13 protein-coding genes and 1 other annotated feature are annotated in these 13,612 nt (G+C 47.4%); of the genes, 7 read left to right on the forward strand and 6 right to left on the reverse strand.

Annotated elements, in window-relative coordinates; genetic code table 11:
• Positions 1–146 precede the first annotated feature (146 nt).
• Positions 147–1,142 (reverse strand): ABC transporter substrate-binding protein, encoded by a 996-nt coding sequence (locus tag MHI55_RS19425; protein ID WP_340386658.1) that lies wholly within the window; start codon positions 1,140–1,142, stop codon positions 147–149.
• A gap of 260 nt (positions 1,143–1,402) precedes the next feature.
• On the opposite strand from MHI55_RS19425, the gene MHI55_RS19430 reads away from it, so the two are divergent.
• The 7 genes from MHI55_RS19430 (at position 1,403) to mtnB (ending at position 8,829) form a co-directional block, all read left to right on the forward strand.
• A complete protein-coding gene (locus MHI55_RS19430) occupies positions 1,403–2,611 on the forward strand; it encodes a pyridoxal phosphate-dependent aminotransferase (RefSeq protein ID WP_339186764.1) in 1,209 nt (402 codons plus the stop codon).
• A gap of 64 nt (positions 2,612–2,675) precedes the next feature.
• Positions 2,676–2,890: a binding site (T-box leader), on the forward strand.
• Between the two features lie 82 nt (positions 2,891–2,972).
• Complete coding sequence (gene proB / locus MHI55_RS19435) at positions 2,973–4,076, forward strand: glutamate 5-kinase (protein WP_339186762.1); 1,104 nt, start codon at positions 2,973–2,975, stop codon at positions 4,074–4,076.
• A gap of 57 nt (positions 4,077–4,133) precedes the next feature.
• Positions 4,134–5,381 carry a glutamate-5-semialdehyde dehydrogenase gene (locus tag MHI55_RS19440; protein ID WP_036671975.1) on the forward strand — a complete coding sequence of 416 codons (1,248 nt, stop codon included), beginning with the start codon at positions 4,134–4,136 and terminating at the stop codon, positions 5,379–5,381.
• A 36-nt stretch (positions 5,382–5,417) separates the two neighbouring features.
• Positions 5,418–6,278: a pyrroline-5-carboxylate reductase gene (proC, locus tag MHI55_RS19445; RefSeq protein ID WP_036671976.1), complete on the forward strand. Its 861-nt coding sequence runs from the start codon at positions 5,418–5,420 to the stop codon at positions 6,276–6,278.
• Positions 6,275–7,498 carry a 2,3-diketo-5-methylthiopentyl-1-phosphate enolase gene (locus tag MHI55_RS19450; protein ID WP_339186759.1) on the forward strand — a complete coding sequence of 408 codons (1,224 nt, stop codon included), beginning with the start codon at positions 6,275–6,277 and terminating at the stop codon, positions 7,496–7,498. The genes proC and MHI55_RS19450 overlap by 4 nt, the downstream gene beginning before the upstream one ends.
• On the forward strand, positions 7,495–8,172 hold the full coding sequence (locus MHI55_RS19455; RefSeq protein ID WP_017687758.1) for a 2-hydroxy-3-keto-5-methylthiopentenyl-1-phosphate phosphatase: 678 nt from the start codon (positions 7,495–7,497) through the stop codon (positions 8,170–8,172). The genes MHI55_RS19450 and MHI55_RS19455 overlap by 4 nt, the downstream gene beginning before the upstream one ends.
• A gap of 3 nt (positions 8,173–8,175) precedes the next feature.
• Positions 8,176–8,829, forward strand: coding sequence for a methylthioribulose 1-phosphate dehydratase (gene mtnB / locus MHI55_RS19460; RefSeq protein ID WP_339186757.1), 654 nt, complete (start codon positions 8,176–8,178; stop codon positions 8,827–8,829).
• Positions 8,830–8,992: 163 nt separating this feature from the next.
• Here the strand turns inward: mtnB and MHI55_RS19465 are convergent, their stop codons facing one another.
• The 5 genes from MHI55_RS19465 to asnS form a co-directional block, all read right to left on the reverse strand.
• The gene (locus MHI55_RS19465) at positions 8,993–10,285 is read right to left on the reverse strand and encodes a multi-tm2 domain protein (RefSeq protein WP_340386659.1); all 1,293 of its coding nucleotides are present in this window, start codon (positions 10,283–10,285) and stop codon (positions 8,993–8,995) included.
• A 37-nt stretch (positions 10,286–10,322) separates the two neighbouring features.
• A complete protein-coding gene (locus tag MHI55_RS19470) occupies positions 10,323–10,775 on the reverse strand; it encodes a hypothetical protein (protein ID WP_339186754.1) in 453 nt (150 codons plus the stop codon).
• The gene (locus MHI55_RS19475; RefSeq protein WP_340386660.1) at positions 10,768–11,400 is read right to left on the reverse strand and encodes an RNA polymerase sigma factor; all 633 of its coding nucleotides are present in this window, start codon (positions 11,398–11,400) and stop codon (positions 10,768–10,770) included. Before MHI55_RS19475 ends, MHI55_RS19470 begins: the two co-directional genes overlap by 8 nt.
• Before the next feature lie 115 nt (positions 11,401–11,515).
• Positions 11,516–12,220, reverse strand: coding sequence for a DnaD domain-containing protein (locus MHI55_RS19480; protein ID WP_127549601.1), 705 nt, complete (start codon positions 12,218–12,220; stop codon positions 11,516–11,518).
• Between the two features lie 20 nt (positions 12,221–12,240).
• Entirely contained in the window at positions 12,241–13,536 is a 1,296-nt protein-coding gene (gene asnS, locus MHI55_RS19485) for an asparagine--tRNA ligase (protein ID WP_017687752.1), read from the reverse strand.
• Positions 13,537–13,612: the final 76 nt, after the last annotated feature.

Here is a 13,612-nt window from a genome sequence, read left to right on the forward strand (position 1 = left end):
CTGATTATAAGCGAGCAATTGTTAATAATCCAGATATGAGTTTAATCAGCAAAAAAGAGCGTTCAACGAAATGTTGAAGGCCCCTTTCACTTTTTTATAACTGCATTACTCAAAGGTGTTACTGGTGCCTTATTGGCTCGTCACCATTATTGAATCATCTGTTTTGGCAGTTCTTGTAACAGCCACTCCCTGGAAAGAGCATCACTAGAAGCTTTTACGATATTAAAACGATATACTTTTCCTTCTTTCACCGCAGGCAGGTTCTTCCAGATTGTACTATCCAGCAATTCCTTGGTGGATTGTTTCGCATCGTCGGTCACGGGATCCAAAATAAATATCCGATCACCGGCAAATTCAGATAATTTTTCAGTCGAAATCTCTACAAATCCCATGTCTTCATCCAATACTTTCTGGATTTCCGCGGTTGGCTTCAGCCCGTCTTTTCCGTATAACAACTGTGGCAATCCTGCACCTGCCATGACAAACAGACGATTCCCGGGATACATGGTGAATACCGAAGCGGTCTCCCCTTCTTTTAATCCATTCTCATGAAGTTGCGTCCACATCTCTTCCGTCGCTTTTTGATGAGCCGTAACCCATTCCTCCGCTTCTTGCTTCTTATTCAACAAATCGCCAAGGATACGCATGCGATCTTCTATTAAACCAAACGAATCAAATGTAACTGTGGGTGCGACCTTTGCGATCTGATCATGTTGACCCTCGTCACTGTTGGAGAAAATGATCAGATCGGGATTCAGGTCTAACTCCTTTTCCACACTGATCGGAAATCCTACATCTTCTGCCTGAGCAACCTGATCATCAAATACGGTTCCCTCTTGACGAAGTATGCCTACAGGAACAACACCAAGCGCGAGCAGATCCCCTGTAACTTCTCCATGATAGATAACTCGCTTCGGATTTACAGGAATCTCAACTTCATGGCCAGTCCAGTCTTTGAATATTCGGGTCTCGCCCTCGTTCGTCTCTTCCGTTGCAGTTTGGGTCTCTGTGGTTTCTGTGGCTGCTTTGGAATCATCTGCGCCAGCAGCAGGTGTTGCAGCCTGATTTCCACAAGCCAGTAGCAGGATGGATAACCATGTGATCGTTAATAATACTCCCGTATTTCGAATGCCCTTTTTCATTTCTATTTCTCCCCCTATATCATGTGCGTTGTGCCAGAAATTAATGATATTGATTATCATTATCGGATATTATCATAAAACATGGCTTCTCTCAGCTCAATGGACAAAACTAAATGAGCACTTTCAGTTTTGTACAATACTCTGCTCTTTGCTCCTATGTACTGTATATTCAAGTGCATTTCCCTCTATACAGCTCGGGATTGGCGTGATAAATTAATGAGAACTATTTGCCATTATTAATAACCGGAGTGATGAAAATAATGACCCAATCAGACCATACATCTGCTCGTTCAGCTTTTAAGATACCGACTTCTGATGTGATGACACAGCTTCCAAGGCAATTTTTTGCTACCCTTGTTCAAAATGTAAATCGTGAAATCGCAAGTGGACATGACGTGATCAATCTGGGTCAGGGGAACCCGGATACACCTACACCACCTCATATTGTGAAAACACTGCAAGAGTCGGCTGAGAATCCCCTCTACCACAAATACTCCCCTTTTAGAGGGCACTCTTTCCTGAAGGAAGCTGTCGCCAAACGTTATAAGGAAGATTACAACGTTGATCTGAACCCCGAGACTGAAGTCGCCATTCTGTTCGGAGGAAAAACCGGATTGGTTCAGTTACCTCAGGTCCTGCTTAACCCCGGGGACACCGTTCTCGTTCCAGATCCCGGCTACCCGGATTACTGGTCTGGTGTTGCACTCGCCAAAGCAAACATGTCATTTATGCCTTTGCTGGAGTCCAATGCATTCCTGCCGGATTATGAAGCTGTTACAGCCGAAGATCGGGAGAAAGCCAAGCTGATGTTCCTGAACTATCCCAACAATCCAACGTCAGCAACGGCACCCCTTTCGTTCTACGAAGATACGGTTGAATTTGCCATTCAAAATCAAATCGTCATTGCCAGCGACTTTGCTTACGGTGCAATTGGATTTGACGGACATCGTCCCGTAAGTTTCCTGCAAGCCCCTGGTGCCAAAGAAGTGGGCATTGAATTCTATACGTTATCCAAAACGTACAATATGGCTGGATGGCGTGTTGGATTCGCGCTTGGCAATGCAGAGATTGTCTCTAAAATCAATCTGCTTCAAGATCATATCTATGTCAGTCTCTTCGGTGGAATTCAGGCTGCGGCAACGGAAGCACTTACTGGCTCTCAGGAATGTGTTACTTCGCTCGTTTCACGTTACGAATCCCGTCGCAATGCATTTTATGACGCTCTTTCCTCGATTGGCTGGCAAGCTTCGAAACCCGCAGGTTCATTCTTCAGCTGGTTACCTGTACCTCCAGGTTATACCTCCGCTTCATTTGCAGACTTGTTACTGCGAGAAGCCAAGGTAGCCGTAGCCCCAGGTATTGGTTTTGGTTCGCATGGCGAAGGCTATGTGCGCGCGGGGCTGTTAAGTGATGAAAACCGATTACGCGAAGCTGCCCAGCGGATTGGCAAGCTGAATTTATTCAAGTAATTTACAGGACGATAACCCCTTTGCATATGCCAAGTTTCCATGGTATGTTATAAGAAATATTGAACGAAACGTGATGACGGGACCAGTAAGAGAATATCAGTCGCGCCCAGAGAGTAAATTCCACCCTGCTGAAAGAATTTACCGCGGCTCTTCTCTGAAACCTACCCCTGAGCGGCCTGTTACGTGCAGGACAGTGCCTTCTGTTACAGGGCATGAAGCCGGATGATCTAATCATCAATAAAGGTGGTACCGCGGAAGTAACGAACTTTCGTCCTTTTTAACTAAAGGGCGGAAGTTTTTTTTGTACCCGCTAAAGCCTGCTCCAGAAGCACTTATTAATCATGTTTAAGGAAGTGAAACCATGACTTCGCGTATTGTAGTTAAAATTGGAAGCAGCTCGCTTACAACGGAAGAAGGCGGTCTGGATCGCAGTTCGATCACTTTTTTTGCCGGAGAAATTGCAGCATTGGCTGATCAGGGCCATGAAGTACTTCTGGTCACCTCAGGAGCGGTAGCGGCCGGATTCCGGGAGATCGGTTACCCTCAGCTCCCCAAACTGCTACATGAGAAACAAGCCGCAGCGGCCGTTGGGCAGGCATTACTGATGCAGGCATATCAACAGGCTTTTGCAGCGCACCGCGTTACTACGGCGCAAATTCTGTTAACTCGTACAGACTTTCACAGTCGTAAACGCATGGGTAATGCAGGCATGACCGTAGAAGAGCTGCTCAAACAGCGAGTGATTCCGATTTTTAATGAGAATGATACGGTATCGGTGGACGAATTGAAGTTTGGTGATAACGATCTGTTGTCCGCATTGGTTGCAAATCTGGTGAAGGCTCAGCATCTGATCATTCTTACCGATACCAACGGCCTGTACACCGCAGATCCGCGTAAAGATCCTTCTGCCGTGCGTTACGACCGTATCCCCGAAATCACGGCTGAGATCTATGCTTTTGCCGGTGGTTCAGGATCATCGGTTGGTACAGGTGGAATGCGATCCAAAGTAGATGCAGCTAAGGTAGCTACACGTGGAGGCGTACCTGTATTTGTGGGAAGTGTGAAAGAACCCGGAGATATGCAGAAGGCGGTTGATGGCACGGGCAAAGGAACTTACTTTGAGACACGACTCGCTTCGTTATCCCGTAAAAAGCAGTGGCTTGGCTTCATGTCTACTCCGCTGGGAACCGTCGTTGTAGATGATGGTGCTGAAGAAGCACTTGTCCATGGGGGGCACAGTCTTCTACCTGTAGGGGTCAAGCGGGTACTGGGAACGTTCCACGCCGGAGACGTCGTAGAGGTCATCGGAATGGATGAAACCTTGCTCGGTCGCGGTATTGTCAATTATGATGATGACCAGCTTCGACTCATTGCCGGACTTCCCAGTGGTGAAGTGATGAAACAACTCGCTAGCATCCATAGACTTGAGGTTATTCATAGAGACGAATGGATTACGTTAAAATAAACATGAAGCTATATAGTGGTTAAAATTTTAACTTTATATATATGAGGAGGAATTACGATGAGTGAAGTCAGAGAAAAAGCCAGCAAAGCCCAAGCAGCGGTTCCACAGCTGAACCGATTGAATACAGAACAGAAAAATACGGCCCTGCGTGTCATGGCAGATGCTTTGATTAAGGAGACGGATTCCATCATTACGGCAAACGCCGAAGATCTGGCACGAGGCAGAGAACAAGGCACGCCAGAATCCATGCTGGATCGTCTCGCACTTAATCCAGAGCGGATCGCAGGCATTGCTGAAGGGTTACGTCAGATTGCAGATCTGCCTGATCCAGTCGGCGAAGTGTTAGAGACATTTACCCGTCCAAACGGATTACATGTTGAAAAATTAAGAGTGCCGATTGGCCTGATTGGCATCATCTACGAAGCTCGTCCTAATGTAACTGTAGACGCAGCCGGATTATGTCTTAAAACAGGTAATGCAGTGCTTCTGCGCGGCGGTTCCTCTGCCCTGTCCTCCAATCGTAAAATTGTGGAGGTGCTGCATCAGGCACTCACAACGACAGACATGCCTGCTGATGCTTTGCAACTGGTTGAGGATGCGGATCGTGCTTCCGTGGATGAAATGCTCAAGTTGAACGGACTGCTGGACGTCATCATTCCACGCGGCGGGGCTTCTCTCATTCGTAATGTGGTTGCCAATGCAACAGTACCTGTTATTGAAACCGGGGCAGGCATCTGTCATACCTATGTAGATGAATCAGCCGATCCAGTTATGGCAGCCGAAATTGCCATCAATGCCAAGGCACAACGTCCATCCGTATGTAACTCCATGGAAACGTTGCTGCTGCATGCCGCATACGCGGAAGAGCATCTGCCTGCTCTTGCCGAGCAATTCCGTGAGGCCAATGTGGTCTTGAAAGGTTGCGACACGGTGCGCCGTCTTGTTCCTTCTGCCCTTGAGGCAACCGAGGAAGACTATGCGACCGAGTACAACGACTATATTTTAAATATCCGGGTGGTCGAGAACCTGGACGAAGCGATGCAGCACATCGCACATTACGGAACCAAACATTCCGAGTGTATCGTAACCCGGGATACAGCCCATGCAGAGCGCTTTATGCATGATGTGGATGCAGCAGCCGTCTATCACAATGCGTCCACGCGTTTCACTGACGGATTTGAATTTGGCTATGGAGCCGAAATCGGAATCAGTACCCAGAAACTGCATGCACGTGGACCGATGGGACTGCCAGCACTGACGTCAACCAAATATCGTATTACAGGCAATGGACAGATCCGTCAATAATATCCCAGCAACAGTTATATAGGAGGAACGATAAATATGAGTCAAGAGCAACAGACGTTACTACAACAGAAGATTACTTTCCACGGAGCAGGCGCGATGGCTGAAGCCATCGTGCGCGGACTGATCTCCCGCCTAGTCGTTCGTCCTCAGGATATTACGATGCTGAACCGCAGCAACCAGAAACGTCAGGAGGAGCTCAGCACCCGTTATGCTGTACATACCGGAACTGCCTCGCAATCCTTGGATCACCTTGCCTCCACTCCGGTCATTGTACTCTGTATGAAACCCAAAGATGCTGCCGCAGCGCTGCGCGAGCTTGGTCCGCTGTTATCACCTGATCAACTGATCGTATCTGTCATTGCCGGATTATCGATCCGCACGATGCAGTCCTTGCTTGGTCGTAAACAACCGATCGCGAGAACCATGCCGAACACATCCAGTACCATTGGACTCGGTGCAACGGGTCTTGCCTTTTCTGCGGAGATTACGGATGAGCAGCGCAGTACGGTGATGACTATGTTTGAAGCGGTTGGTATCGTAACCATCGTACCTGAAGATAAACTCGAAGTGCTCACTGGGATTTCCGGAAGCGGCCCTGCTTATGTATACTATTTAATGGAGGCCATGATTGCGGCAGGTATTCGTGGTGGCTTATCCAGCCAGCAATCTCGTGATCTCACTGTTCAGACGGTGCTGGGCGCATCACGTATGGTACAACAAACCGGTTTGGAACCGATGAAGCTTCGTAGTGATGTGACATCCCCGGGAGGGGCAACCCAGGCAGCACTGAAAACGCTGGACGAAGGTGATTTCTTCGAAAATGTAATCGCAGCCGTCAACCGCTGTGCAGAGCGCTCACGGGAGATGGGAGCTGCTTTGGAAGGGGATTTAAAATGAATAACATGTGCACAGCCACATATCGTCTGCATGATGATCATGCAGACTTTCGCAAGAAAGCTCAGTCCATCGCGATTGGCATGACCGTGGGTAGCTGGACTGAGTTGCCGCAAGCACAACGTGAAGCGATGCAGAAGCATCTGGGCGAAGTAATCAGCGTAGAAGTCCATGAAGCTGATGGCATGGCTGCGGGTGAGCGTTACGCTGATATTACTATCGGATATCCTGATGTTAACTTCAGCCGTGATATCCCTGCCCTGCTCGTGACGGTCTTTGGCAAAATCTCAATGGATGGCCGGATTAAATTAACCAAGCTTGGTTTCTCGGATGGCTTCCTGACTGCATTCCCGGGTCCAAAATTTGGACTGAATGGTGTTCGTGATCTGCTTGGTGTGCATGATCGTCCACTGTTAATGAGTATCTTTAAGTCAGTTATCGGACTGGATGCAGATGAACTGCGTGAACAATTTATTCGTCAGGCCCTTGGGGGCGTTGATCTGATCAAGGACGATGAGATTCTGTTCGAAAATAAATTGACACCTATCGAAAAAAGAGTCGAGGTCTGCATGAAAGCTGCCGAACAGGCACGCCAGGAGACCGGCAAGAAACTTCTGTATGCAACCAATCTTACAGGACCTACATCTCGTCTGAAGCAACAAGCTGAACGCGCTATTGGTGCAGGAGCAAATGCCTTGTTGTTCAACGTATTGTCCTACGGGTATGATGTGCTGCATGAACTCAGCAGTGATCCAGATATCAATGTGCCAATTATGGCTCACCCTGCTCTTGCAGGAGCACTGTATCCTTCACCACATTATGGCATGTCGGCTTCGGTTGTACTTGGTCAGTTGATGCGTCTTGCAGGTGCCGATCTGGTGCTCTTTCCTTCTCCTTATGGTTCGGTTACGATGCCGAAGGAAGAAAATATGGCGATCACGGAGCAATTACTGACAGCCGATCTGCCAGTACGAACCAGTATGCCAGTGCCTTCAGCCGGTATCCATCCAGGCCTTGTACCGCTCATTTTGCGCGACTTTGGCACGGATGTCATCGTTAATGCTGGTGGCGGTATTCATGGACATCCTATGGGCACTGAGGCAGGCGGACGTGCATTCCTGCAAGCCATTGAGGCAGCTCAACGTTCCATTCCACTCGCGCAGTATGCAACCGAGCATCCGGAGCTAAAAAGTGCATTGGATCTGTGGGGTGGCGAACGATGAGAAGTGATAAGAAAACAGTCATTTTCTGTGACTTTGACGGTACGATTACGCTCTCGGACAATATTGTCGCAATCATGAAACATTTCAAGCCTGAGGGCATTGAAGCGATTATGAAAGATACAATTGAGCAAAAAATCTCGCTGCGTGAAGGTGTTGGAGCCATGTTTGCTCTGTTGCCTGCATCGCAGAAAGATGAAATTGTGGAATTTGTGCTTGGACAAGCGGGGATCCGTGAAGGATTCAGCGAGTTTCTTGACTACGTTCGCAGCGAAGGTATCGAATTCAATGTGACCAGCGGTGGTATGGACTTTTTCATTGAACCGTTACTCGCACCATTTCATATCCCGCAGGATCATGTCTATTGCAACGGAGCTGACTTCTCGGGTGAAACCATTAAGATTGAATGGCCGAATCCCTGCCAACCTCCTTGTGAGAATGGCTGCGGCATGTGCAAAACAACAGTCATTCGTACCTTCCCGGAAGAACAATACAATCGAATCCTTATTGGAGACAGTCTCACAGATTTTGAGGGTGCCAAAATTGCCGATCTCGTCTACTCCCGCTCCATTTTGACGGATAAATGTATTGAACTTGGTGTGGACCATGTGCCATTCGCTACCTTTTACGATATCATCGAAGATATGAAACAGAAGCAAACACAAGGAGTGCTGTAAACGATGGGCTTTGAAAAGATTACATTGGAACACAAACGTCAGGTCCTTGAAGAACTGGCTGATATTAAAGCGTTGTTTGCCGGTCGTAACTGGTTCCCCGGAACAAGTGGCAATCTGTCGATGCGTGTAGGAGACTTTGACCCGGAGCAATTTTATTTTGCGGTTACCGCCTCAGGCAAAGACAAATCACTTCGCACTCCGGAAGACTTTCTTTTTGTGGACAAACACGGCAAAGCAATTGAAACAACAACGTTGAAACCAAGTGCCGAAACGTTGATTCATTGCGAAATCTATCGTTTGACGGGTTGTGGTGCTGTATTCCACGTGCATACTGTGTTTAACAACCTGATCAGTGAATTCTTTGGAGCAGATGGACACGTACCGATTCAAGGAATCGAATTGATCAAGGCTTTCAACATTTGGAAAGAAAATGCGGAGATTCGTGTACCCGTTCTGCCTAACTTTGCGGATATTCCATCTATCGCTGAATTGGTGCCAGGTGTACTTGATGCCAACGTACCAGGAATTTTGCTGCGTAACCACGGCATATATGCGTGGGGCAAGGATGCTTTTGAAGCGAAACGTCATCTGGAAGCGTTCGAATTCCTGTTCGAAGTGATGTACCGTCAACTTCTGCTGAAGGGCGCTACGAAATAGCAATCATTTATTCGAAATCAAAGCTGCAAAACCAAAAACACGCCAGAGGCTGATATACATAGCCCTTGGCGTGTTTTTTTGTTGTTGGATAAAAGAGATTAGAAGGTTGCTCTGTCATCGTAGTGTCAGTGTAAATAATCTTTAATTCAACTTGGATCGTAAATTACAGTCGATCATCCCGATCCTTGAATAAAAAGAGACTATCTGCTCCCTCATCATTTTGATGAGCAGCACTTTGGATACCCGTCCCCCGTTGCTTGCCAAACAGCAGTTTCAAACCGCCAAAAATGAGCAGCAAGGATACGATGACGGTGTTTAAATAGGAACGTATCTCATACGTCATAAATGCATTAGGGAAGAGCTCATTCAGCTGTGGAATGACAAGACGGATCGTCAGGTAATATAGACCCAGCGCGGCAATCCCGAATCCAATCAGACGCTGATGGCGGGCCCAGTCCTTGAAGATTGGTTGATCAACCAATGGTTCGCGTCCATAACGACTGGAGCACTGGAGCCCGTCAAAGAAGCTGTAGAACCAGATCAACGGAATCATGAACAGAAACACCGATAAGTGAAGCAGGTCCAGAACATAGATGCTGCCCAGGAACAGGAACATCAATTGCATGCCTCTTTTCTGCAATCCCAGATAGAGATGACCTGCACCTGGAAAAGCGGATAGCAGCGTTGCAAGCACTTTGCTACGTCTTCCGGCTACTCTGCCCATCTCCAATTCTTCGAATAATGTCCGATCCTGCAATATCTCACCAGCCTGCTTACGGTGGACATGCTGCACCGCGTCAAACATGCAGTATACCCATATTACAGGCAGTATGAGTAGGAACATCAAAAATACGGATTCATTGGTGATCGAGGCCACAAAAACCATCATGGCAAATGAACCAAAGAACGCCATCAGAAACGACAATCCGCGATGCAACAATCCCAGATGAAGGTGGCCCAATCCCGGAACAAATGAGAGCAAAATGGTGAAGAACCGTTCACCCTCACTGCCTTTTCGGTACATGGGTTGACCATAGGGGCCCTCAGGATGGCCATATTCACCACCTGGATGTTGATGCAGCTCATCTTCATTCATCTGCTCCATAGGCCCTTGCTGACCCATGTATGCTCCCTGGTAGGCTGCCCCTTGGTGTGGAGGCGCTCCATAAGCCGCACCGTATCCCCTATAATGTGCTTCTCGGGCAGAAGGTGTACGGAGCAGAACAATAACCATATCCAGCATGCTGATCCCCCAGAAGAAAGCAGCAAAAAGTGCACCGAAAATCAATAAATCTTGTTCATTAGTGACCATGGCTAACATGAATGAACCAACAGCTGTTCCGAAGAAAAGCAATGGATAGATCACAGCCCTTGCAGCCCGTCCCCAATAAATGAAACCGAGACCTGGTATCAGGTTTAATAGAAATGCGAGTAATTTGTTACGATCTGAGTGCACAGTCGTCATCCTTTCTTTTCAGGCAATGCGAAACTATTTATGGTTTAGGCTTGAGGTTATCCAGCCATGAAGTGGCTGCCTCCGTCCATTTCTCGGTAAATGACCCTCTGTGGTCGCCATCCTGGAACTTGTGATATGGTGCTACCTTGTCAAAAAGTCCAGACGAGAGGAAGATCAATGTCAAACAGGCTGCTACCGCGTAATGGAACACTTTATGATCAAGCCAGCGCCGGTTTCGCCCAGCACGGGATTTGCGTTGTACCTTGGGTGATTGAATGCCCTCAATCCGATGCATGACTGAATCCGCAAACCCTGTTGGGTCATGTAGCGGAGGCAGTTCTCCATGGATACCAAGCGCTTCCAGATAGATGTCCATCGCATCCGGATCTTCCATCAGAAGCTGTTCCATTTGGTTCCCTTGAGTTTCACTCATATGGCCTTCAATATAATCAGTCCATTGTGCAGCGGTATACTTCTCCTGTTTACTCATACCATTCATCCTCCTTCCAATTTTTTCGAATCCACTGCCGGGCACGATACAAGCGGGATTCCACAGTCTTCACAGCCACCTGTGCATCACTGGCAATCTGCTCATAATTTTTTTCGCTTAGATAATACGCAGTGATAATGTCACGATGCTGAGCAGGCAACTGATTAATTCGTTCGCGAAGTTTATCCTGACGTTCTTCACGAACGAGACGGGTAAGAACGTCTTCATCCCGTCCGGGCATATTGATTATTTTTTCTTCTCCACCCAGATCCTCAGCAGTTCGTCTGCCCAGCTTGCGTTTGGCATCAATCGCTTTGTGAAAGGCAATTCGGGTTAACCACGTTTTGAAACCTTCAGAACGGTAGTCGGGGAGAGACTTATACATCTGTATGAACGCCTCCTGAGCTGCATCCTGTGCTTCCTGATCGTTCCTGAGTACGGAATAGGCCACATGGTATACATGCTGGCTATATTTATCAATCAGAGTACGCATCTGGGATGTATCTCCTTGACGGATTTGTTCGATTACACGCGCTTCATCAATAACTCTCCCCTCCTCTCCAATACAATAGACGACAGCTTGTGCGTTAACCCCTGCGTGATCTATCAAATTTTTGTGAAACAAAATGAAATCATTGCCTGAAAGGTTGATGTTGCTGATCACTCATCCAATCTTTAATCCAAAAAAAACAGGCACAGAATGACTTCTGGCCTGTTTCTTGTCCCTGCCTACGCTGGAATTAACGTCCACCATTACGAAACCGCTGTGTGTACGCCTTCGCGTCTTGAACGGTCTTGACACGATTACGACTCCACTCAAGCAGGATTCGATCGATATACCGGAAATGTACTTTGCCTGCAAAAACCGCTTCCTTCAGAGCCATTAGAATCAATTCCTCTTGATAACGGTCCTGATCCAACCAGCCGGATATCGTCTCGCACTCCATTGGAGAGAGCGGACGTCCAAATTCTTTTTCAAAGATAGAGAACATGTTCCGTTCTTCCTCTTCTTTTTGAACACTGTTCGAATCTTGACGTGCTGTATTGATACTCTGCTGCTCCGCACGGAATGCGGCTACTTCTTCAGCAGTGCACGCTGCAAGCTTGGCATATAATCCATGTAAGTCATATCGTTCGTACTGGATGTCCCGTTCTTCGTCACGGTGCTCGTCAATTGCAATATACCCATCCCTCATCAGACGTTGCAACATTCTGGCAATGCCTTCAGGTGCAAGTCCCATGCGCGCCGCAAGCTCTTCAAGCGTGGGAAACTCATTGAACTCTGCCTGTCGGAACCCTAGCAGTTGAATCAGAAGAAGCACTTCTGCATCTGATAGGCCAAGCTGGTGATAAAAACGTAACAAGGCATACGGCAGATGGGCTGTACCCGAAGTCATGCCATAAGCTGCTCCATCCAACCAAGCTTTGGATGTGGTGTCTTCCATAGACGCTCCTCGGTTAAACATTAAGGGTACAGACGATAGAGCATACGTGGGAATGCGATTGTTTCACGTACATGATCCAATCCACAGATCCATGCTACCGTCCGCTCCAATCCCAGACCGAAACCGGAGTGAGGAACCGATCCGTATTTACGTAAATCCAGATACCATTGGTAAGCTTCATCCGAGAGATTGTGCTCCTCAAAACGTTGTTGCATCAATTCCGGATCATCTATACGCTGCGAACCGCCAATAATCTCTCCGTAGCCTTCTGGTGCAATCATATCAGCACAGAGAACAACTTCTGGACGATTCGGATCTGGTTTCATATAGAATGCCTTGATTCCAGCAGGGTAATGCGTAATAAAGACGGGTGTATTGTACTTCTCAGCAATTGCTGTTTCGTGTGGTGCACCGAAGTCTTCTCCCCAAGGAATATCAAAGCCTTGTCCATGCAGGAATTCAATTGCTTCATCGTACGTAATACGCGGGAATGGCGCTACGATGCCTTCGAGTTTGGATACGTCACGACCGATAGATTCCAGTTCTGCACGGCAGTTTTTAACCACGGATTGAACAACATGAGCGATAAATTTCTCTTGTACGCGCAGACTTTCCTCGTGATCTACAAATGCCATTTCCGGCTCAATCATCCAGAACTCAATCAAGTGACGACGTGTTTTGGACTTCTCTGCGCGGAATGTTGGACCAAATGAATATACTTTGCCCAGCGCCATGGCTGCGGCTTCCATATACAATTGACCACTTTGTGTCAGATAAGCATCTTCATCAAAGTATTTGATGTGGAACAGGTTCGTTGTTCCTTCCGCAGACGATGGTGTCAAAATCGGAGGATCAACTTGTGTGAATCCGTTACCATCAAAGAACTGCTGAACAGCGCGAATAATCTCTGCACGAATCACCATAACAGCACGTTGCTTCGTAGAACGAAGCCACAGATGACGATGATCCATCAAGAAATCAACACCATGCTCTTTAGGCGTGATTGGATAGTTTTCAGTCAGGTGAATGATTTCAACCCCTGTAACAGTCATCTCGTAACCGGACGCACTGCGAGGTTCTTCACGAATAATACCTGTAACATACAAAGAGCTTTCTTGTGTCAGGCTCTTGGCATTGTTCCAGATCTCTTCACTAACTTCACTTTTCACAACAACCCCTTGGATATATCCGGTTCCATCACGCAGCTGCAAAAACTGAATTTTACCGCTGGAACGTTTGTTGTTAATCCAGGCACCGATTGTTACGGTTTCGCCCACATGCTCGTTCACATTACGAATTACACAATTCGTATTCATGCCCATATCTCCCCTTGGTTCCTGAATTTGAAAATGCAGCGGGCAGGCTTATGCCTGTCCTCTGCACTTCCTTGTC

It is taken from the genome of Paenibacillus sp. FSL E2-0151 (genome assembly GCF_037993015.1).
Lineage (GTDB): Bacteria > Bacillota > Bacilli > Paenibacillales > Paenibacillaceae > Paenibacillus > Paenibacillus amylolyticus.

Coding starts and splice junctions, on each gene's coding strand:
- MHI55_RS19425 (WP_340386658.1), bottom strand. CDS start 1,142: ATGAAAAAGGGCATTCGAAATACGGGAGTATTATTAACGATCACATGG.
- MHI55_RS19430 (WP_339186764.1), top strand. CDS start 1,403: ATGACCCAATCAGACCATACATCTGCTCGTTCAGCTTTTAAGATACCG.
- proB (WP_339186762.1), top strand. CDS start 2,973: ATGACTTCGCGTATTGTAGTTAAAATTGGAAGCAGCTCGCTTACAACG.
- MHI55_RS19440 (WP_036671975.1), top strand. CDS start 4,134: ATGAGTGAAGTCAGAGAAAAAGCCAGCAAAGCCCAAGCAGCGGTTCCA.
- proC (WP_036671976.1), top strand. CDS start 5,418: ATGAGTCAAGAGCAACAGACGTTACTACAACAGAAGATTACTTTCCAC.
- MHI55_RS19450 (WP_339186759.1), top strand. CDS start 6,275: ATGAATAACATGTGCACAGCCACATATCGTCTGCATGATGATCATGCA.
- MHI55_RS19455 (WP_017687758.1), top strand. CDS start 7,495: ATGAGAAGTGATAAGAAAACAGTCATTTTCTGTGACTTTGACGGTACG.
- mtnB (WP_339186757.1), top strand. CDS start 8,176: ATGGGCTTTGAAAAGATTACATTGGAACACAAACGTCAGGTCCTTGAA.
- MHI55_RS19470 (WP_339186754.1), bottom strand. CDS start 10,775: ATGAGTAAACAGGAGAAGTATACCGCTGCACAATGGACTGATTATATT.
- MHI55_RS19480 (WP_127549601.1), bottom strand. CDS start 12,220: ATGGAAGACACCACATCCAAAGCTTGGTTGGATGGAGCAGCTTATGGC.
- asnS (WP_017687752.1), bottom strand. CDS start 13,536: ATGAATACGAATTGTGTAATTCGTAATGTGAACGAGCATGTGGGCGAA.